Annotated in this window: 17 protein-coding genes, 2 tRNA genes and 1 pseudogene; 15 read left to right on the forward strand and 5 right to left on the reverse strand. The window is 47.1% G+C overall.

What is annotated here, in order from left to right:
* Window positions 1–98 precede the first annotated feature (98 nt).
* The 3 genes from GI364_RS00530 (at window position 99) to GI364_RS00540 (ending at window position 4653) form a co-directional block, all read left to right on the forward strand.
* Entirely contained in the window at window positions 99–1367 is a 1269-nt protein-coding gene (locus tag GI364_RS00530) for a coiled-coil domain-containing protein (RefSeq protein WP_198851809.1), read from the forward strand.
* A gap of 196 nt (window positions 1368–1563) precedes the next feature.
* Window positions 1564–2826, forward strand: coding sequence for a transglutaminase domain-containing protein (locus GI364_RS00535; RefSeq protein WP_198851810.1), 1263 nt, complete (start codon window positions 1564–1566; stop codon window positions 2824–2826).
* A gap of 156 nt (window positions 2827–2982) precedes the next feature.
* The gene (locus tag GI364_RS00540) at window positions 2983–4653 is read left to right on the forward strand and encodes a formate--tetrahydrofolate ligase (RefSeq protein ID WP_198851811.1); all 1671 of its coding nucleotides are present in this window, start codon (window positions 2983–2985) and stop codon (window positions 4651–4653) included.
* Window positions 4654–4740: 87 nt separating this feature from the next.
* Here GI364_RS00540 and GI364_RS00545 read toward each other — a convergent pair whose 3' ends face one another.
* The 3 genes from GI364_RS00545 to GI364_RS00555 form a co-directional block, all read right to left on the reverse strand.
* Entirely contained in the window at window positions 4741–5526 is a 786-nt protein-coding gene (locus tag GI364_RS00545) for an SDR family oxidoreductase (RefSeq protein ID WP_198851812.1), read from the reverse strand.
* A gap of 108 nt (window positions 5527–5634) precedes the next feature.
* Window positions 5635–6801: an iron-containing alcohol dehydrogenase gene (locus GI364_RS00550; RefSeq protein WP_198853785.1), complete on the reverse strand. Its 1167-nt coding sequence runs from the start codon at window positions 6799–6801 to the stop codon at window positions 5635–5637.
* 110 nt (window positions 6802–6911) lie between these two features.
* Window positions 6912–7370, reverse strand: coding sequence for a hypothetical protein (locus tag GI364_RS00555; protein WP_198851813.1), 459 nt, complete (start codon window positions 7368–7370; stop codon window positions 6912–6914).
* A 297-nt stretch (window positions 7371–7667) separates the two neighbouring features.
* Here GI364_RS00555 and GI364_RS00560 point away from each other — a divergent pair, with 297 nt between their 5' ends.
* From GI364_RS00560 to GI364_RS00570, 3 genes are all read left to right on the forward strand, one after another.
* Entirely contained in the window at window positions 7668–9068 is a 1401-nt protein-coding gene (locus tag GI364_RS00560) for a CDP-glycerol glycerophosphotransferase family protein (protein WP_233095955.1), read from the forward strand.
* A gap of 163 nt (window positions 9069–9231) precedes the next feature.
* Window positions 9232–9308 (forward strand) — tRNA-Asp (locus tag GI364_RS00565).
* 4 nt (window positions 9309–9312) lie between these two features.
* Window positions 9313–9389 (forward strand) — tRNA-Ile (locus GI364_RS00570).
* A 199-nt stretch (window positions 9390–9588) separates the two neighbouring features.
* Here GI364_RS00570 and GI364_RS00575 read toward each other — a convergent pair.
* On the reverse strand, window positions 9589–10947 hold the full coding sequence (locus tag GI364_RS00575; protein WP_198851814.1) for a hypothetical protein: 1359 nt from the start codon (window positions 10945–10947) through the stop codon (window positions 9589–9591).
* A 479-nt stretch (window positions 10948–11426) separates the two neighbouring features.
* Here GI364_RS00575 and GI364_RS00580 point away from each other — a divergent pair, with 479 nt between their 5' ends.
* From GI364_RS00580 to GI364_RS00590, 3 genes are read left to right on the forward strand one after another with little or no spacing between them, the layout of a single operon-like run.
* Window positions 11427–12386, forward strand: coding sequence for a glycosyltransferase family 2 protein (locus tag GI364_RS00580; RefSeq protein WP_198851815.1), 960 nt, complete (start codon window positions 11427–11429; stop codon window positions 12384–12386).
* Window positions 12352–12801 (forward strand): GtrA family protein, encoded by a 450-nt coding sequence (locus GI364_RS00585; protein ID WP_198851816.1) that lies wholly within the window; start codon window positions 12352–12354, stop codon window positions 12799–12801. Before GI364_RS00580 ends, GI364_RS00585 begins: the two co-directional genes overlap by 35 nt.
* Entirely contained in the window at window positions 12801–14312 is a 1512-nt protein-coding gene (locus GI364_RS00590) for a DUF6056 family protein (RefSeq protein WP_198851817.1), read from the forward strand. Before GI364_RS00585 ends, GI364_RS00590 begins: the two co-directional genes overlap by 1 nt.
* Before the next feature lie 117 nt (window positions 14313–14429).
* On the opposite strand, the gene GI364_RS00595 is transcribed toward GI364_RS00590, so the two are convergent.
* The gene (locus GI364_RS00595) at window positions 14430–15662 is read right to left on the reverse strand and encodes a mannosyltransferase family protein (RefSeq protein ID WP_198851818.1); all 1233 of its coding nucleotides are present in this window, start codon (window positions 15660–15662) and stop codon (window positions 14430–14432) included.
* Between the two features lie 180 nt (window positions 15663–15842).
* Between GI364_RS00595 and GI364_RS00600 the strand changes: the two genes are divergently transcribed.
* From GI364_RS00600 to GI364_RS00625, 6 genes and pseudogenes are all read left to right on the forward strand, one after another.
* Window positions 15843–16466 (forward strand): peptidylprolyl isomerase, encoded by a 624-nt coding sequence (locus tag GI364_RS00600; protein WP_233095956.1) that lies wholly within the window; start codon window positions 15843–15845, stop codon window positions 16464–16466.
* Window positions 16467–16615: 149 nt separating this feature from the next.
* Entirely contained in the window at window positions 16616–17770 is a 1155-nt protein-coding gene (locus tag GI364_RS00605; protein ID WP_198851820.1) for a CDP-glycerol glycerophosphotransferase family protein, read from the forward strand.
* A gap of 17 nt (window positions 17771–17787) precedes the next feature.
* The gene (locus GI364_RS00610) at window positions 17788–18597 is read left to right on the forward strand and encodes an ABC transporter permease (protein ID WP_198851821.1); all 810 of its coding nucleotides are present in this window, start codon (window positions 17788–17790) and stop codon (window positions 18595–18597) included.
* Window positions 18598–18650: 53 nt separating this feature from the next.
* Window positions 18651–19439: pseudogene (gene tagH / locus GI364_RS00615) on the forward strand (teichoic acids export ABC transporter ATP-binding subunit TagH); the annotation flags it as partial.
* A gap of 97 nt (window positions 19440–19536) precedes the next feature.
* Complete coding sequence (locus tag GI364_RS00620) at window positions 19537–20259, forward strand: IspD/TarI family cytidylyltransferase (protein ID WP_198851823.1); 723 nt, start codon at window positions 19537–19539, stop codon at window positions 20257–20259.
* A complete protein-coding gene (locus tag GI364_RS00625; RefSeq protein WP_198851824.1) occupies window positions 20252–21277 on the forward strand; it encodes a ribitol-5-phosphate dehydrogenase in 1026 nt (341 codons plus the stop codon). The genes GI364_RS00620 and GI364_RS00625 overlap by 8 nt, the downstream gene beginning before the upstream one ends.
* Window positions 21278–21414 lie beyond the last annotated feature (137 nt).

The raw sequence follows: 21414 nt of genomic DNA on the forward strand, positions 1-21414 counted from the left end.
ATTGTTCTATTATTTTTCAAAATGACTCTCCCATATTTCATAGTCTAGTGATACACTAAGATTGTCGAAATATGCTGATAGAAAGGAGAGTCGGGCGTTTGAAGTGGAGAAGACGCATGTTTTTGTCCTCCAGCACAGTTGCCTTGCTGCTCGGTTCTCTCATAACTACCTCCTATGCAACCAGTCTTTCACAGAATCAGAAAAAGTTAAAGGAGAAGCAGCAACAGGCTAAAGTGTTGCAAAATAAGACGGACTCCACTGCCAGCCAGATTCAACAGAAGAAGCAACAGACTCAGCAACTTCAGAATTCACTTCAACAGACACAGTCTTCCCTGGCTCAGACGAAACACCAGATTGCGGCGACGGAATTCCAAGTGAATCAGCTGCAGGGCGAGGTTCAGAAACTTGACAATCAAATTCAGTCTACCCAGAAAGAATTGACCAAAGACACAGGAAACTTTCGCAGTATGATTCGTGCTAGTTACGAAGATGGAAATGTGCCCTATTTGGCGGTTCTGTTCAAGTCTACGAACTTCACTGATTTTCTAAATCGGCTGAGCTTGATTTCGATTGTGGGCAAAAGTGAGCACACTTTGGCAGTGAAGGTGTTGGGGCTCGAAAAACAGCTCAAAAAGCAGCGTAAGGGTCAACAGACTCAGGTTGAGCAAATGATTATGAAAAAACAGCAGTTGACGCAGTTGCAGCAGCAAGAAGTGTCATTAGCTGCACAGAAACAACAGTCTATCGTTTCAGTCAGCGCAAGTGTCAACGCACTGCAGCAGCAAGAGCAGAAGTACAGCCAGCTCATGCACATGACACAGTCTCAAATTTCCACCATGAAGAAGGCCATTGCTCAGCAGGAAGCCGCATTGCGGTCGAAACAAGGTGAAGTTACAGAAACAGCGTTACGGTATCAGAATATACCGCCGCAGAAATTATATAATTATGTTCATTCTAGGGGATCGGTGTTTACACTGCAGGATATTCAGACCATCTGTAATTCTGCCAAGGAATTTAACGTAAATCCAGCGTTGCTGGTTGCCATTACAGGGCAGGAAGAAGCGTTTGTACCAGCCCGTTGGGGTTCCATCACAAGGACGATTGCTAAGAATCCGTTTAACGTTTACTACAGTTGGCAATACACGGCCCGTGCCTATCCGAGTTGGGGGCTGACCAAGACGTCGCAAATCGCGGCCAGAACGGTTGAATACAAGTTGTCTTCGGTACCGCCAAAAGGTGAGAATCCGATTATCTGGCTGAACGATTTAAAGAATCCGCGAAACAGTGTGGGCCCTTATGCCACCGATAGACACTGGGCATACGGTGTGAAGTTCTTTTATAACGACATCATGAATTACGTTGGGTAGATGAGATAGCTGCGAGCCTTTTCTCATCTGCACGGCGGACGAGCAGTGACTGAAAAGCCGTTGACGACGACGGCTTTTTTCTCTTCATTAAGGTACTATTTCCAGTATAATTCTGGGGTCCAATCGTGTAGAATAACAGTAGTCACTTCAGCAGCCACTCATCAATCTGTTCACATGAGTACGGGAGGAACGGCCAATGGCCAAAAAGCTGTGGGGAACTGCCATTGCCTTGGTAGCTGCCTTTGACGTGTTGCTCTTCCATCACTCTCAGAATGCACTCCAGACCATGTTCCACGGAATCACGGAAAAAATAGAAAATGTAACTTCGCCGCAGCCAGGTCAGCAGCTCGCAGCGGAAGGCAGGTCATCTGCTTCTGGCTCACTCTTTCCGTCTAAGAGTCATCATGCTAACACTGTTCATGATTCCTCTGTGCCCGCAAAAAAGGTACCGGAAAAGCCTGCATCTACTGTACAGCACCCTTCGGGGAAGAATGTGTCAAGCTCTTCACAGGCAGCAACCATATCTGTCCCTCCAGCCGGAGTGGCACCCGGCGTCGTGTCAACGGGGGCGAAGCGCGAAAAGTGGTACAATCACGAACATTCAACGATTCAACTGCAGTCTCTTCGCTACGGCGGTTCGAATCATTTTCCTATAAAAGGAACATACGGGCATTTTAATGGCGATCTCGTTGTACTGGTAGGCGTCTTCAATTCAGCGAAAACTGACGTGACACAGTGGTGGACGTATTCGGTTCCAGTTGCCAACGGAACCATTGATTCAACCATCACCTTGCCGTACCACGGTGAGCTCGAAGTCAACGTTGCACCGGAAAAGGTGAATAAGGACGACGAGTTCACAACATCAAGCCATTTTACCTTTACAAACATTTATAACCCTTACCCTTCTTTGTCATCTCTTCAAATGGGTGAATTGCAAAGCTGGCTGATAAACTACAACGAAAACCCGGGAATCCATGCGCTTGCGTCGAAAATTGTTGGACCGGTTCAAAATGCAGATGCAGGGCTCTCTTCTTCGCAACTCACGTTAGACGAAATCCGTGCGGTCAGTAACTGGGTGTCGGAACACATCAGCTACAACTGGCCTGCCTATAACAACAATCAGGTCCCCTGGCAGCAGGCGACAAAGACCTTCCAAGTGCGGAAAGGCGTGTGTAATGACGAGTCTGCCTTGTCGGCGGCTTTGTTGCGGTCAATCGGGATTCCGAGCCGTGTTATCAGCGGAACGGGATCGACCAAAGGTGTTAACGGACCGCACCAGTGGAATGAGTCTTGGGACGGAACAAAGTGGATTCTGTTTGACCCCACGTGGGATCAGGTGTACTACGACAGTCAGACCCATAAAGTGGGACTCCCTGCCAAAACAAACTACAGCTACTTCAACTTGCCTCCAAAACAGTTTAACAAGACCCATCTAAATGGAAAACTTGCGTCATGGTAACGAAGGCTGCTATGGCCTGGTTGGTATGAAAACGTTATCAATGTTTCACAAATTAAGGGGAGAAATCTCGCCACCTCACTGTTAGAATGAACATGGTATAGAGAACCATGTTCCGTTCGATTTTCAATTTGTTGACTTAAAGAGGGTGGCGACGTAATGAAAAGCGACATCGAAATTGCGCAAGAAGCAAGTCTTTTAGTCAATCGGGAAATTGCAGGCCAACTGGGGCTGACAGAAGCAGAGTGGATTCCCTACGGTCACTATAAGGCAAAGGTCGACTTAAGTGTCCTGGAGAAAAATCAGGACACACCTGATGGAAAGCTGATTTTGGTTACAGCAATGAGCCCTACTCCGGCAGGTGAAGGAAAGTCAACTGTTACCGTAGGATTATCGCAGGCGCTGAACAAGCTGGGTAAGAAGGCAATTGCTGCACTCCGGGAACCTTCGCTTGGTCCAAACTTCGGTATGAAGGGCGGAGCCGCAGGAGGCGGATATTCACAGGTTGTCCCGATGGAGGAAATCAACCTACACTTTACGGGAGACCTTCATGCCATCACCACCGCACACAACTTGCTTGCAGCCATGATTGACAACCATATTCACCAAGGCAATGAATTGAAGATTGACGCTGATAGAGTTGTTTGGAAACGAGTCCTGGATATCAACGACCGCTCGCTGCGAGAAATTGTGACGGGCCTTGGCGGCAAAAAAAATGGAGCTCTCCGCGAAGCGGGTTTCGATATTACCGTAGCTTCAGAAATCATGGCGATTCTGTGTTTGACGGAGAGTCTGACGGAACTCAAAGAGGCCCTGGCCGCAATCCTGGTTGGGTATACGTACGATAATCAGCCTGTATATGTAAGGGACATTGGTGTGGAAGGAGCTATGACGGCGTTACTCAAAGAAGCGATGAACCCGAATTTGGTTCAGACTTTGGAGAATACGCCTGCGTTGATACACGGAGGCCCCTTTGCCAACATTGCACATGGCTGCAACAGCTTGGTGGCAACCAAAACTGGCCTTAAACTGGGCGAGTACGTCGTTACGGAGGCGGGCTTTGGTTCGGATTTAGGTGCCGAGAAGTTCTTTGATATCAAATGCCGCAAAGGCGACCTTCAGCCTGACGCTGCTGTGATTGTTGCGACGGTACGGGCGCTCAAGTACCATGGCGGTGTTCCCAAATCCGAGTTAAACCACGAGAATCTGGAGGCTTTGCAAAGAGGCTTCGACAATTTACTGCATCATGCTCGAAACGTCGAACAATATCATGTTCCCTTTGTTGTCGCCATTAACAAGTTTACACTAGACACCGATGCAGAGCTGGAGTTTCTCCAACAGTTGTGTGAGCAACACGGTCTAAAATCCGCTGTAGCAGACGTGTGGGCAAAAGGTGGAGAAGGCGGATTGGACTTGGCAAGGTCCGTGTTGGATGCCATTGCAAGTCCCCATGAACCTTTTCAAACACTGTATGACACCCAAGGTTCGATTCGGGACAAAATCGAGGCTGTTTGTAAACGGGTCTACGGTGCCAAGGACATTCAATTTACAAAGGAAGCTGCCAAACAACTGCAGCAATACGAACAAAATGGTTGGGATAAGTTGCCTGTCTGCCTGGCCAAGACACAGTATTCCTTCTCGGACGACCCGAAGCAAGTCGGCGACGTAAAGGACTTCACCATGACTATCCGTGAGATCCGTCCTTCACTAGGGGCTGGATTCTTGGTCTGCTTAACCGGCAACATCATGACCATGCCGGGGCTGCCCAAGACACCGACCGCCCTAAAAGTAGATATTGACGACAGCGGTCAGATTACCGGATTGTTTTAGGTGTGAGCTGAGACGGCTTCGACCTGCCAGAAGATGTAGACGGCAGTTCGGAGCCGTTTTTTTGCGACGCAGGGCTTATGGATTTTGTTATGTATCTTGAAACAGGTTCCGCTTTCGAAAAGAGGATGTGAGAAAGCGGTAGGCAGCTTTGCGGTTGGTAAGCCATTTAAAGTGTGCGCCGTTTTTCGTGTTGGCGAGAATGCGTGGAACAAGGAATTCAGCTACGGTTTCAGGCTTGTCACCAAGTATGTTAAAGATGCGCCGCGTCTTACCGCCGTCTTCGCTAAATCCCTCTGACTGCGTAATAAAATCGGTCACCATCATTCCAGGGCTAAGCAGCCCAATGTTCACATTCGTTCCTTCAGCTTCCTTCGCCATGGCCGTGGTGAAATAGGTAATGGCCCGCTTCGTTGTGCCGTACAAGTTTAAGCCTTTTCGTTGCATGTCGTTGCTGCCGAACCCCTCCATGTTATAAATCTGTCCAAAGCCTTGTTGCAGCATCTTGCTCATGGCAAGTTTTGAGCCGCGAATCGAACCTAACAAATTTGTTTCGATTACTTTGTCGATGTTCTCGTCAACCAGTTCCCACAGTGCTCTGTTCGACTGGTTTATGCCAGCGTTGTTTATCCAAATGTCTATGTGGTCAAAATGCTGTTCAGCCTGATGCCATAGGTCTTCCAGCTGTTGTTTGTCCCGAACGTCCGCAAGAACGAAGTGTACTCGGTTTGAGTACTGTCGGAGCTTCTCAGATGCCTGATCCAAGTTCACCTTGTTCTGTCCTGAAATCGTCACATGACAGTTTGCTTTCAGAAACTGTTCTGCAAGAGCGAACCCTAACCCTCTTGAACTTCCCGTTATGACAACATGCTTCAATATGTACCCCTCCTGTCTGCTTCTGCACCCCTGACTTGTCAGGGCATAAGTATAGACACCCTGAGACAGATACCTCGCAGGCTGTTTGTATGACTGCTTAGACCCATGTTAGCCTTTCTCTGCATACACCCGTTCCAGAATCCCGCGGTACTCTGCCGCATTGATCGGCCGTACGTTGCTCACAGTGGATGTGTTCTTCACTGCCAACTCCACCAGTTTCTCAAAGTCGTCTTGTTTCACGTACCCTAGACTTCGGAGTGTCGGAATACCCAGGCTGCGAGTCAAGTGATGGATACCTGTCAGCATTTTTTGAACCGCTTCCGCATCGTTGTCCGCGTCGTTTGCAAACCCCATTAAGCGTGCTATCTCCCCGTGCAATGGGGTATCTGCCTCTGCGTTAAAGCGCAGCACTTCCGGCAGAAAAATCGCATTGGCAACTCCGTGGGGTGTGTCGTAGAGGCCTCCCAACGCTTCTGCCAGACAGTGAACGGCTGCCACGTCTGAAGAGCCGAAACACAGTCCTGCTAACAGACTTCCTTCCAGCATTTGTGTCCTCGCTTCTAAGTCGTCCCCGTTCTCAACAACGAGTGGAAGTGCTGGGACCAGTTGTCGCATCGCTCTCGCGCCAAAGGCCTGCGTTATCGGTGACCTTTGTGTGCACGTGTACCCTTCAATGGCATGTACCAGGGCATCTACGCCTGTAGCTGCAGTGACAGGCTTCGGTACGGTCCGTGTCAGGAGGGCATCTAGAACAGCTAGTTTTGGCCGCAGCCAGGAGTGCTTTAAGGTTAATTTTCGATGGGTTGAAGCCTCTGTAATCACAGCCGATCTCGTTACTTCCGATCCCGTACCTGCCGTGGTCGGCACACACACAATCGGGGCGGGTTCAATGTAGGGTACCTCACCATCCGCGAATTCTCGCGGCGTACCTCTGCTTTGGGACAGCAATGCGACGGTTTTCGCCGTATCCATGGCACTGCCGCCGCCGATTCCTATGACACCTTCTGCATCGAATTCCACGTATCTTTCTGCGCCGGTGATACAGTCTGTGTCACGCGGATTTGGTAAAACTTGTGTAAATAACTCTGTTTGGAAACCGGCTTGTTGCAGAGAGGTTAGCAGGGGGTGGAGAAGTCCAGCTTTCACAATGCCTGGATCGGAAACAACCAACCAGCGAGAGGCAGGAGTCGTGACTTGAATGTGCCGTGCCAGATGGGATGCTTCCCCGGTACCAAAGACAATAGATGTAGGTACAGAATAGGTGAACATAGGCATTCTCCTCAAACCACTGTGGTACATCTATTGTACTCCGGGGGGCTTTCTACTGCCTAGAGGTGCCCGACTGTGCATATCGGAACGGATACGTTAGCATCGGAATGGATATGTTAGCGGCGCTTGCGTTTTCTTGTTGATGCTTTTCGTTTGCCAATCCGCAGTTTTACATCCCGTTCAATGGAAGTATGTCGCGTTATCATATCCGGCGTTAGTTTTCCTTTTGCAGTAAAGGCACAAAAGTCAAACGGCGTCTTTAATTCATCTTTTGGCACTTCCATCTCATCCGCTAAAGCTTCAACATCGAGTACTTCTCGTTCCCGAAATTTTGGTGTCAAGACGGCGTTGTCTCCGTTTGGGAGAGGAATAATCAGTTCGTCTTCCTCCATATTTTCAAACAACTGCTCCAACTCTTCGAACAAGAGTTTGTTCTCTTCGTTGCGTTCCTTTGCCATTTCTTTGTTTTGAAAGTATTTCAATACTGCATCTTCGATTTTCAATCGGCTTTGCTCTTCAGATTCCTGGGTGTTTTCAGTCTGCTCAGCTTGGGCTTCAATCGTTGTTTCTGACATGTACTTCACTCCATCTTGTTGTTAGTTACATTCTTTAAGACATATTTAAAAAAGAATCAGGATAATATTTTAACACGAAACCCAAACTTTCGCGCCATGTTTCTCTCGCGGTTGGTTCTTGGTGACAACACTCAGACTCATATACTGGAAGATTTGGGATTGTTTATTTTTGGTATTTTATGCTATGGTTTCAATTGTATTTATTAATAGGGTCTACATCAAATTAGAGGGACGATACGGACAAGAGAAGACAGAGTCCGGAAGCAAAGACAACTTTACCTGTGGGGATGGGTAAGCATGACAAAAAGAAATACTTCATCGAACACGGAACAAAGTGAAAAGCGTTTTTATGGAATCGAGAATGATTACTGGCGCGAGAAACTAAAAGCGGGCGAAGAAGTTCAGAAACGGCGGGGGCGTTTAGGGTCGTTAGTGTGGTGGACACGACATTTTGTGAAGAGGGCGATCCGAATTTTTAGGAAGGCTCCAAGAACACTTCCGTACCATGTAATGCATACCGTTGTGTTCCGACTGGTGTTCTCCCTGTTCAAGCTGCTGCCATTAAATGAAAAAAAGATTGTGTTTGTATCAGACAGAGGAGATACGCTCTTCGGCAACGCAAAGTTTGTCTATGACGAATTGCTGCGCAGGCAGCTTGACTTTACCTACTGGTTTCTGTTGAAAAAGAACAGCACGGAGAGGAAGACGGCTAAAGAGCATATTTTACTTGCATACCACTTTGCTACAGCCAGCATTATCATTGTGGACGACGTCTACTCCATCATTTACCCTTTGAAACTGCGTGACAACACTGAGTTGGTCCAACTGTGGCACGCCGTAGGTGCCTTTAAAACCTTTGGCTACAGCCGAGTGGGGAGACCCGGCGGTCCGTCCATTCGGTCAAAGGCTCATCGAAATTATACAAAAGCGATTGTCAGTTCGAAAACGGTTGCGAAGCACTATGCAGAAGGTTTTGGCATTTCAATCGATAAAGTCGTAGCTACAGGAATTCCGCGAACCGATATTTTCTTTGACCGTTCCTATGGGGAGACGGTGAAGAAGAAGTTGTATGACAAATATCCGTATCTAAAGACAAAGAAAGTGATACTCTACGCGCCAACGTTTCGAGGTGCGGGGCAAGCCAACGCGCATTTTCCTTTCGCAAAAATTGAATTTGACAGGCTGTACAATCAACTTCGCGACGATTACGTCTTCTTGTTCAAAATGCACCCTTTTGTGAAAAAACAACTGTCGATTCCGGATGAGTACAAAGGCTTCTTTTACGATATGAGCTCTTATCCGGATATTAATGACCTGTTATTCATAACTGACATTGTGGTTACAGACTATTCGTCAGTCTGCTTTGAGGCTGCACTGCTGCGTATTCCAATGCTGTTCTTTGCATTTGACGTGGAAGCGTATACGCGAAGCAGGGATTTTTACTACAGGTACGAAAGCTTCATACCTGGGCCGCTGGTTAAAGATACAGATGAATTAATCCAATCCGTTATTGGCGGGAATTTTAATTTTGAGAGTATTGACGAGTTTGTGAATTACTTTTTTGACCATACAGACGGGAAGTCGAGTCAACGCGTCGTCAATCAAATTATTCTGGGTAAAGGCGCCGAGACATCGGCAGTTTCAGGCGCAACCTCGACACAAAGGACAGGAACCAAAGACAACTCGGTGTCCTGGTGAGCCCCGTTGCACAGTCGCATTGCACAGTCGAATCGTACAGTGGAGTCCTACAGTGGAGTCCTACAGTGGAGTATCATGAAATTAGTGCTTGCGTCATAGAAAACTGTGTGTTAATCTAACTGCTGCGCTTGGATGCTGTGCAACAGCGTCTATCAAGCCTTGTGGAGCTGTGGTGTAGAGGCCCAACATGCCTGCCTGTCACGCAGGAGACCGCGGGTTCGAATCCCGTCAGCTCCGCCACTAAGGGCCTATAGCTCAGCTGGCTAGAGCGCACGACTGATAATCGTGAGGTCAGAGGTTCAAGTCCTCTTAGGCCCACCAAAGTTCTTGTGATAACAAGTCTCGAACCCTTAAGCTACGAGCATCTGCACAACGGCTGCTCGAAACGGGTTGTGACGTGTCTAAGGGAAAAAGCAGGTGCATTCCATTTCAGGTGCAGCCTGCTTTTTTCGATGTGAAAGAAAGATTAGCGTACGTGCTAGCGTACATGCGGCTTACTGTGACTCGTTTTGCCGCATCTTTACATTAAAACAATGGCGACAGCGGTTGTGGCGGCTAGGCCCAGAATGACTGGAATAAAGTTCCGTCTGGTCAGAGCCTCCGGTTCAACCCCAGTCACCCCGGCGATGTCTAAAACACCCCATGGAACTAATGTGCCTCCGCCGCTCCAAATGGATCCCATTTGCCCAAGGGCAGCCAGCATTGCAATGTTGACTCCCGCTGGTGTTCCAAGGGCCTGTGCAAGTGTTCCGACCAGCACAAGACCGGAGAATCCTGATCCGTCCAAGCCGGCGATAATGCCCACTAGCACAACAATAATAGCGACAGGTACGGCGGACAGGGGGACATGGGCTGCAAGAGCTTTACCGAGATCGAACAGATATCCGGGTGCACCTTTACCAAGAATTTGCGGTGCAATTTCAGGTGAGCCCATGAAGAAAAAGCCAGCAATCGGAATAACGGGAGCAAAAATCTTAATCGAAAACGTAAACCCTTGTTGAAGATACGTCATCACCGCTTGGTAAGCCTTCAAGCCGTACTCAAGGATTGAGATGATGAGAAACAGGAGAAGACTGATTCCGCCAATCAACGCTGTTGCATCACCGCCGCGTAATTTCATGGTGATGGTAACAACGATGGCGGTCAGAAATGACAGAGGTACCACAACGGCTGCGAAACGGGCCGCAAAACTGAAGTGGCTCTGTTCCTCCGCAAGTACCGGTGCTTCGGCAATCACTTTCTCTTTCTTCATGTCCTTTCGCAGCAAAAGGTAGGCTAAAACGGTACTGACAAGCCCTGTGGTAACCACCAGCGGCACGCTGGCGTGCAGAATATCGCCCACTGAGACGCCTGCTGCAGAACTGGTTAACTTGGGTGCACCTTGAATGATAAAGTCGCCGGACAATGCGATGCCGTGGCCAAACATGTTCATGGCCATAGCAATCCCGATGATGGGCAAGCCGGCTCGGAGCGCAATCGGGATCATCATGGGTCCTACCATCATGGTGGCTGGTGTGGGCCAAACGAAAGCAGATACAATTCCCTTGATGAATCCGGTCCCCCAGAAGGCCATTCCAGGGCCCTTAAACAGATTGCGAAACGGGCGCAGCAACAGTTGGTCCGCGCCTACGTGTTCCAATAGGCGCAACAGCGCAATCATCATACCAATGATGATGATAATCCCAAGCAACTGTTGTGCGCTGGTCAGACTGGCCGTAAAAAGGGTTTGTACACCGTGCAATAAGCTTCCGGAATAGACCCAGCCAATAACAAAGGTGCCGGCGATACAAAGTGGTATGACACCTCGACGCATTGCCATTCCTACAATGACCAGGACAACGACAATTAGATAAATCCAATGCGATGTTGTCAGTGTCATTTGCTGTCCTCCCTGTCCGTGAAACTGCCCTGTTGCAAGTCTCGTTGTGTAAGTTTCAGTACCTGATGCAAGATATTGAAACAGAGCCTAGAGTGTGAGGGGAGCCAAAGGAAGTTCGCGGAAAGTTCTCTACAGACCGGAATACAACCTGGATGGACAGCGTGAAAAATCGAAGGATGTTTGCTACTGTGACTTCATGGCAACGCATCAAGCTTTTCATTGGAAGTGCGATGGTCGCATTTTGCAAGCGCAAAAGTCGCTTTGAAGTCACAGATGCAGTTGTAACGGGAAGGTGCTTTATCGTGAAATGAATTATAGTGGGGATATTGAGTAAATGGCTGAATGTCTTTGCAACCATGTATTAGTTTGTACGGACTTGGTTTAAAATTGAATGGATGCTTCCCTGCACTATCTCGATGACAGGCTTCTGGACGATTGACGGCATGTTGTACACACATGCCTATGGAGGATACTGATGAATGAAACTCGTTACGCTAATCATACCTGCATACAATGAGCAAGACGTATTGTACAAGCTGTATGACAGGTTAAATCAGGTGATGAACGACATCAAGTCTCGCTACGATTGCGAGTATCTATTTGTAAATGACGGCAGCAACGACAACACCATGCGTATCATCAAGGAATTGAGAGAGAGCGACAACAGGATTTCCTATGTTGACTTATCAAGAAACTTCGGTAAAGAAGTTGCAATGATTGCAGGAATGGATTACGCAAAAGGCGACGCTGTTGTGATAATGGACGCGGATTTGCAGCATCCTCCAGAAGTAATCCCTGAAATGCTTGGTTATTGGGAACAAGGGTACGAGGATGTCTACGCCACACGGGTGCATCGTGAAGGTGAGTCCTGGCTGCGCCGCTTTACTTCAAAGAAATACTATGAGTTACTTCAGAAAACAACGAAGATGCCTATTTATCCAAATGCAGGCGACTTTCGTCTTTTGGACAGGCGGTGCGTTACCGCAATTCGCCAAATGCGAGAGGCTCATCGCTATACCAAGGGGATGTACGGGTGGATTGGCTTCAAGAAGAAAGAAATCGAGTACGTTGCGTCTCCGCGTGATGCTGGTGAGACGAAGTGGAGCTACCTGTCGCTGTTTAATTTAGCCATTGAGGGATTGACATCTTCGACAACGATTCCGCTTCGGGTGTCTTCGTTTCTGGGTTTCGGCGTGTCCTTTCTTGCGCTGTTCTATACAATTTTTGTCGTCATCCAAACCGTTATCTACGGAAGTCCTGTCAGCGGCTATCCGACGCTGGTTGTCAGTATTTTGTTTTTAGGCGGGATCCAATTGATTTCCATTGGTATCATTGGAGAATACCTTGGACGAATTTTTATTGAAACGAAGAAGAGACCACTATACTTTATCGAGGAATATAACGATGAAAAGATACTTCCATATCAACAAGAACAGTAACTTTTACAGTGTCATTATGTATATCATCATGGGCGGATTCACTACTCTCGTCAACTTTGTTGTATTTTGGTTGTTTGCTGCCAAACTGGGTATCGATTATCGAATTGCCAATACGATTGCATGGGTCGTAGCAGTTTTGTTCGCCTATGTGACCAACAGAACCTATGTTTTTAAAAGCCACAGCAAAACAAAGCGCCAGATTGCCGGGGAGCTTGGGTCTTTCGTAGGTTTTCGGTTCCTGTCGTACCTCATGGATTTAGGTGTAATGATAGTTCTTATCAGCGGTTTTGGGGTCAATGAGAGCTGGTCTAAAATCTGGACAAACGTCCTCGTCATGATTGCAAACTACCTGTTTAGCAAACTGTTTGTTTTTCGCAAAAAGAGCACAGTTGAGCGGGAAGAAGGGTACAGATAATGGAGCGAATTGGAGAATCGCAACACCTCAGAAAAAACCTCATTATATTGATGATAATTGTCTTTCTGTATTACCTGTATCTTGCATACAATACACCGCTGACTTGGGACGACTGGACGTGGGGAACGTCCATTGGGTTAGCGCGGCTGCACAGCGGGTTTCACGATTATAACGGTCGCTATTTAGGCAACTTGCTGGAACTCTGGATTACGAGAAACGGCATAGCCAGAATTCTTCTGATGTCCGGATTCGCCACTTTTCTAGTGCTTTTGACGGGGAAAATGACTCGTCGGCCGAAAATGGTACATTATTTTCTGGCTTTGCTTTCGCTCCTCAGTGTACCGGCAAACATGTTTGCCCAAACCTACGGGTGGGCAGCGGGGTTCTCGAATTACATTCCCGCCGCCGTGTTGACGCTGGTCTATTTGAACATTGTTAAAAATGTTCTAGACGCAGAGATGCCGTCCTACAGCAAATGGCTGACTGTTGCAGTCATTCCCTTGGGCATCTTCTCCCAGCTCTTTGTCGAGCATGTCACGATATACAATGTTCTGGCTTCAATCGTTGTCATTGGCTATGCGTGGTACAAGTTTAAGCGAGTCTACGCATTACATCTCCTTTATAGTCTGTCAGCTGTTGTTGGCGCAGTCATCATGTTCTCCAATGGTGCGTATGCAAAAATTTTTCACGGACATGGTACATACAGAAGTGTTGCTATGACGCAGCACGTGTCTCTTGTTTCAAAGATGATTCACGCAGCGGGGCACATTTATCCGCTGTTGCTTATGAACAATATTTTGCTGAATATCACTATGGCTGTATTGGCAATTGTCATTTTATCCCAGGTGGGGACGGAGGGAACGAGGAAATCCCTACAGAGCATCCTCATGTTTGTACTTTTGGCGTATCCGCTCTATAAGGTTATTATTGTTGATGCTCTTGGTATTCAGTTTTTCGGCCTGTATGCGAAAGAATTTGAAGGGTTGATTTCAGCGGTGTTTTATCTAGCGCTGTTGTTGACGGCCCTCCTGTTTGTGGCAGACAAGATGACTCGAATCAGGCTGTCCTTTTATCTGGTTTCCACAGTTGTTTTGGCCGCGCCATTCTTGGTCGTTACTCCGTTTGGCCCGCGTTGCTTTTTGTCTTCTTATACATTCTTTACACTGTTCGCCATCGAATCCTTAGCATACATTATTGAGTTGAAACAATGGCAGTTTAGCTTGAAAAAACCGCTGCTGCTCGCTGCGATTACCCTTATGGCCTCCTATGCGTATGTGTTTACCTTTATTGGCTATACGGCACATGACAGAGTGAGCCTTATTCATCAACAGGTAGGTCAGGGGAAGCAAACAATAAGTGTACCAACACTTCCGTTCTCCCAATTCTTGTGGCACAGTACTCCTCGACACGGGTCATATCAGTATGAAACATTTAAATTGTTCTATGGAATTCCAAAGCATGACGCCGTGCATTACATCGCTTATGCAAAGTGGCATCATCACTTGGGGTAACCACCCGCCGGAATCTTGCATCTTACATGCAGGGCACAGGGCTGCTGTATCGGAAGCGTGCTGAAAGCCTGAGATATAGCAACCCAAGGGGCCGTTCCAAGCAGTTTCCCGATTTACTTATTGGAAGAAATATCCGTATGTAAAGAGCGATGTACCAGCGTAAACAACTGCGCTAAATGCCAGTAGAACGATGACTATGACCCATTTTGGCAGGTATTTCGCCAGCCCGATGTACAGCGGGAAGAACATTGAGGCAATGCGGATAGTGCTGTGGAACGGCTGACCTCCTGAATAGAAACTAAAGCTAACGAGTAAACCTGCCGTGACATACAGTTTCGCTCCGATTTGTTCTGATGTACTCGTGGTTGATGTACTCGTGGTTGATGTATTTGTGGTTGATGTATTTGCGGTCTTATGGCTGCCCTTAAGAGTCCACATCATCAGGGCTCCGAGTGCATAGATTGCTGCAATGCCCTCATATGCGAATCGAAGTCTGTGATGCCTTCCCAACCCTCCAGTATGCAGTTCCTGCAAAAACGGCTGCCATGGCCAAGTCCAGTGGGCATGCCACAAGGTGGTCTGAACAGTGGAAAACATCAGCGGGTTGTGGTAGGTCTTCCCTAGATAAAGCATGTAGACTGCTAGTCCAACGGCACTTCCAAGGCCCCATACCAGTGACCCCCGAGCTGTTTTATAGTCATGCTGTGCAATGGACAAAATAAAGAACATCAAGGGGAACAGTCCGGCCAGAATCCCAGTCCCTTGAGTCAAGGAGGTCATGGCAGCTACTATTGCCGCTGCCAGCCAGCGTTTTCTGACTGCAAAAAACAAAGAAACCAAGGTTGTAAAAAGTGTCCAAGGTTCAGCATAGATTGACGAATAAAAGATGGCAGCTGGGTTCAGGGCGAACAACCATGCTGCAGCTACGGCTTGGCCCCGGTTGAGTCCCATTCGTTCACCGAAACTCTTTAGCAGGAGCAGTACAAGGATAAACACAACTTGTTCAAGGACAAGTACTCCCCATGGAGTGAAGATTCGGACCAGGACTGGGACGAATGGGAAAAAGGCGACCTCCTTGTATTTGAAGATACCGGGCAGGTGTGTATATCCAAGTTGACCAATATTGATGTAGTTCAAACTATCCCATTGAAACCAAAAATAGCCCTGCCTGTGCTGTACTGCGGGATGAGACATCAATGGGAAAAAGGTTGCTGCAAGGAGTACGAGTTCATGTATCAGAAAAATAGGCACCCACCAATAGCGCTTCGACAGGAACCAGCTTCGTGGATTCCAAGGTGATAGTTCTAAATTGCTCTGGCCAAGTGAGTTCTGTACTTTGCTGCTTGCCAACAACACGTCCCCCCAGTTTCTACACCATGTAGAATGACTTATGTTGAATTTTTTTACTCATGGACACAACTGTATTGTATCAACTTGCAGCATTTAGCAAAGCCCTAGTTTATGTGGCATAACCGTGACACCTGCGCTATGCTAGGCTTGTATGAAGGTATTCGAGGGAGGATTGGCACGGTGAAATCGCGAAGAGGATTAGTTATATTGGCTGGAGTCATGCTTTCGCTGGCGGTTGCAGGATGTGGTACGTCAAATAAAACCAGCTCTCAGCGCTGGTCGTCTCCGCCAAAAATGCAGATTAATAAGAGCAAACAATATGATGCTGTTGTGAAAACCAACTACGGGTCCTTTACGATTCAGTTGTTTGCAAAACAGAGTCCAATTACAGTCAACAACTTTGTCTTTCTTTCGCAACACCATTTTTACAAAAATGACAAATTCTTTCGCGTCATTCAGCCGTTTATGATTCAGACTGGAGATCCAAACAACAACGGCACCGGCGGTCCAGGCTATCAATTCAAAGATGAATTGCCGCCAAAGCAGCCCTATCAACCGGGAATCGTCGCAATGGCCAATTCGGGTCCGAATACCAACGGCAGCCAGTTTTTCATTTGCACAGGGATTCAAAGTGAGACTTTGAACTCAGACCCAAAGTACACGCAGTTCGGCAAGGTTACCCAGGGGATGAGCGTGGTTCAAAAGATTGCTGCTGTTCCAGTTAAAATGAACCCGCAGACGCATGAACAATCCATGCCGACAAAGGATGTATACATTGAGTCGGTGAAAATTCAAGTACATTAGGTTCGAATTACATTAAATCCAAAGTATATTAAGTTTAAAGTAGACTAAATTCAAGTACATTAAGGTGACGTTATTTGATAAGGGAGTTTGTTTTAGGGTTATATTTTTTTATGATAAGAATTGCCTTCGGAATCTGTAAAAGGTTTCCGATGCAGGATAAACTGACGATGGTGGAGACTATCGGCGGACACAGCAGTTTTGTCTACGAAGAACTGCTGCGCATGAATACCTCCACTCAGGCAGTTTTGCTGAAGCGTGGAGCCACTCCGGGACGCTACCGCGGTTCGGATGGAAGTGTGATTTTGGACAAAACACGCAGACCGCTCGTCATTCCTTTTGAATCCGGCAATCCCGTTTGGTTTCTGTTGGTACTGTACCATCTTGCTACGGCAAAATTTGTGGTAATCGACAACTACATTGGCTTATTGGGAGCGGTCAAGTTCAAACCCGGTGTTCAGTGTGTGCAACTGTGGCACGCAGTTGGCGGTTTCAAGAAAACGGGGTTATATGATAAAACCACGATAAACCGCTCACAACGGGCAAAGAGACGCTTTCGTCGGGTCTACAATCAGTTTCAGAGGCTTGCCATCGGTTCCGAGGCATTGGCAAAGATTCATATGGATGCTTTTGGCTTACCCGAAGAACGGATGCTTCGGACAGGCATTCCGCGCACCGATTTGTTTTACGATGAGAAATTAAAGGAAACAATCGTAGAGAAACTGACAAATGATAATCCTGCTTTGCAATATAAACGTGTTTTGCTCTATGCTCCAACTTACCGTGACGGAGAAGAGAACGAGTTTCATTTCCATCTAGATTTCGACAGGATGCGACGGACGCTTGGCGAAGAATATATCGTACTGCTTCGGCTTCATCCTGCGGTCAAAACTACCGTAGATTTTGAAACTCAGTATCCCGGTTTTGTGTACGACTATTCATCGTACCCGAATATGAACGAATTGCTGTTGATAGCGGATTGTCTCATCACCGATTATTCATCTGTTATCTGTGAATACGCACTTCTTGACCGCCCAATGATTTTCTATCTTTATGACCTTGACGAATACCTTGAGACCCGAGGTTTATGGGAGGGGTATGAATCGCTCGTGCCAGGTCCGGTGGTGTATACTACCTCTGAACTAATCGATGTGATTATTCAATGGGACTTTGATTCTCCGCAAATACAGCGTTTTTCGGATATGTGGAACACTTACTCCAAAGGCTCTTCCAGCCGTCGATTGTTGGAGTTCATGATGGATGTAAGAGAAAAGAAGCGACAAACAGTACAAAGTTCAAGTCAGTAACGAGGAAGGAACACAGCATGAAATCGTTGTTTATCGTACTCAGGGAACAAATTCGGTATTTTTACCTCATACGACGGCTGTCTATTTTTGAATTGAAAAGCGAACACAGTAATAATTATCTCGGAATGGCTTGGGAAGTCATTAATCCTTCTATTCAAATTGCAGTGTACTTTGTTATTTTTGGCCTAGGCATTCACGGCGGCCGTGGACCGAAGATTCACGGCGTAACCTATCCATTCCTGGAATGGATGTTGTCTGGAATCATCGTTTGGTTTTTTATCAATCAAGCTGCACTGTTGGGCTCAAAATCTATCTATACACGGATTCGGATTATGTCTCGGATGAAGTTTCCTATGAGTGTGATTCCGTCTGTAGTTATTCTGTCAAAGTTTTACCAAAACCTCGCTTTGACGGTGATTATCTTTATCTATCTGCAGTTTACACCCTACAAGGCTTCAATACAGTTGATTCAACTGCCCTACTTCATGTTCAGCCTGCTCATGCTCATGTTGGGCTTTACGCTGATAACTTCCACCCTTGCTACCATCGTGCGCGATGTACAAATGATGGTGCAGTCGTTGATGCGGGTGCTGCTCTACATGGCGCCCCTGCTTTGGAATCCACATTCAAGCTGGGCGCAGCATGTGATGGACATTGACCCCATCACATACATCATCAGGGGTTACCGCTACTCTCTGCTTGGAAAGTGGTATATTACTTGGCACCCAATGTACAGCTTGTATTTCTGGTGTGTCACCCTCGCGATGCTGATATTTGGTTCCTTTATTCACAACCGTTTCAAAAACAGGTTTGTGGACTACATTTAATGAGATTCTGCAGTCCTTGTCTGCTATTTTAAAAAGAACTGGATGGGATGTTCATGGGGCATTCAGTAGTCGTTGAAAATGTCACAAAAAGATATAAGATGCATGAAAAGACTTCGGAGAAACTGTTGGACGTGATTTTGCCAAAGGGTTACGGAGAAGACTTTTACGCGCTGCGCAATATCAGCTTTACAGCTGACCCAGGAGACGTCATTGGTGTTGTCGGGGTCAACGGGTCCGGCAAATCAACCCTTTCCAATATTATTGGCGGGGTGATTCCTCCGACAACGGGTCGCGTTGAAGTCAATGGGGAGTCCGCTTTGATTGCGATTGCGGCTGGACTCAACTTGGAACTGACCGGCCGCGAGAATATTGAGCTGAAGTGTCTCATGCTCGGCTTTAACAAAAAGGAAATCAAGCAGCTTGAGCCGGAAATTATTGAGTTCTCGGAACTGGGCAAGTTCATTGATCAGCCCGTGAAAAAATACTCCAGCGGTATGAGATCCAGGCTTGGTTTCGCTGTTTCTGTCAATGTCGATCCCGACGTACTCATCATCGACGAGGCACTGTCTGTAGGTGACCAGACATTTGCTGACAAGTGCATTAATAGAATGAATCTGTTCAAGGGACAAGGCAAAACGATTTTTTTCATCAGCCATTCCATGGCTCAAGTTAAGGACTTTTGCGACCAAGCGATGTGGCTCGAATACGGGGAAGTAAAGGACTTCGGTCAACTGGACAGAGTCATACCGGAGTATGAGGAATTTCTGAAGGAATACCGGGCCATGTCCGCAGAGGACAAGAAGAAGTACAGGGAAGAAGTTACACGCAGACGAACGGGTGAGATTCCTGTAAAATAGATATCGTCTATTTAGCTGTGAGAGACAACTGATGGATAAGAAGCAACAAAATAAGCAGCAACAAACTTGAGGAGGTTGTGCTGTGATTTATGCGGAAGTTCTTGCAGGGGGTAAAGGAACGCGCATGGGCAACATTAACATGCCGAAACAGTTTCTTACTCTGCAAGGAAAGCCCATTGTAGTGCATACCGTTGAAAAGTTTCTGTTGAACAACCGTTTGGACAAGATTCTTGTGGTTTCACCGAGAGAGTGGATCCATCACACAAAGGATATTCTCGCAAAGTGGATAGGAGAGGACTCCCGCCTGGTTGTTGTTGAGGGCGGCCAAGACCGCAACGAGTCTATCATGAGCGGAATTCGATATATAGAGTCTGAGTTTGGCCTTGACGACGAAGACGTGATTATTACGCATGATTCGGTACGTCCATTTGTAACGCATCGTATTTTGGAAGAAAACATTGATGCCGTCTTGAAATACGGTGCAGTCGATACAGCGGTTGCTGCCGTAGATACCATTATTGAATCAGATGAGAGTCAGAACTTCATTGAAACGGTTCCGGTTCGCCAGAAGATGTTCCAAGGGCAAACGCCTCAAAGCTTTAACGTCAAAAAACTCGTAGAGCATTATCAAGCCCTTAGTCTAGAACAAAAGGCGCTACTGACAGATGCCTGTAAAATCTTTTCTATCAGCGGTTCAAAGGTACGAATTGTACGAGGTGAGTACTTTAATATTAAAATTACGACGCCTCACGATTTGAAGATTGCCGAAGCCTTGTTTGATGAAAAGAAGGTTCAGCATGATTAATCAAATCTACAGGTTGGTTTCGCCGCGTCAATTTGAAGTCTCTTATAGAGACGAATCTTTGCATTCTGGGAATGTGGCTGTGCGCCCGACGCACCTTTCCATCTGTGCGGCAGATCAGCGTTATTATACGGGATCGAGGGGGCAGGAAGTGCTTTCGAGAAAGCTGCCCATGTCCTTGATTCACGAAGCCATTGGTACAGTCGCTTATGACCCCGGCGGAGAATTTGCTGCAGGCACCAGAGTAGTCATGATTCCCAATACACCGGTAGCTGAAGACGGTGTCATTGCTGAAAACTACCTTCGCACAAGCCGCTTCCGCTCCAGCGGATTTGACGGGTTCATGCAAGACTATGTGTTTTTGCCAAAACACCGGATTGTACCCTTGTTTGACGAGTTAAATGACAATGTGGCTTCGTTTCTCGAGCTTATTAGTGTGAGCATGCATGCGCTCCGCCGTTTTGAGCAGAAGTCTCATGTCAGGAAAGACACCTTTGGAGTCTGGGGAGACGGAAATCTTGGATACATCTCGGCATTGCTGTTAAAAAAGCGCTATCCGGGCAGCAAGGTCTTTGTCTTTGGAAAAACGGGCCATAAACTCAGCCGCTTTTCCTTTGCCGATGAAACCTATCTCATTGACCAAATTCCAGACAGCTTACGCATCGATCACGCTGTCGAATGCGCAGGCGGTATCGGCAGCCAAAGCGCCATTAATCAGATTATCGATTTCATCAACCCTGAAGGTACCATTTCAATTTTGGGTGTGTCTGAATACCCCGTTGAGATCAATACACGGATGATTCTTGAGAAAGGGTTGTCTGTGGTAGGAAGCAGCCGCAGCGGCCGTGTCGATTTTATCGAAACCTTGGAGTTTTTGCAGCAAAACGAAGCCGTTATTGACTATCTGCAAACACTGATTGGTTCGGTGAATACGATTCACACAATGCGTGACATTCTGGATGCTTTTGAATTGGATTTGACAACGGACTGGGGAAAAACCGTGATGGAATGGAACATTTAAAGGGGTCTCTACTAACAGGACGAAGTCATCAATATGTGCTGTTCTCGTTCGCCATGAAGAAGGCTGAGTCGTCACACACAGGTGCGGCTCAGCCTTTGTGCTGCCCAGAGCTACTGTCTAGTCGTACACCAGAGGTA

The sequence above is a fragment of the Alicyclobacillus sp. SO9 genome, from assembly GCF_016406125.1.
Lineage (GTDB): Bacteria > Bacillota > Bacilli > Alicyclobacillales > Alicyclobacillaceae > SO9.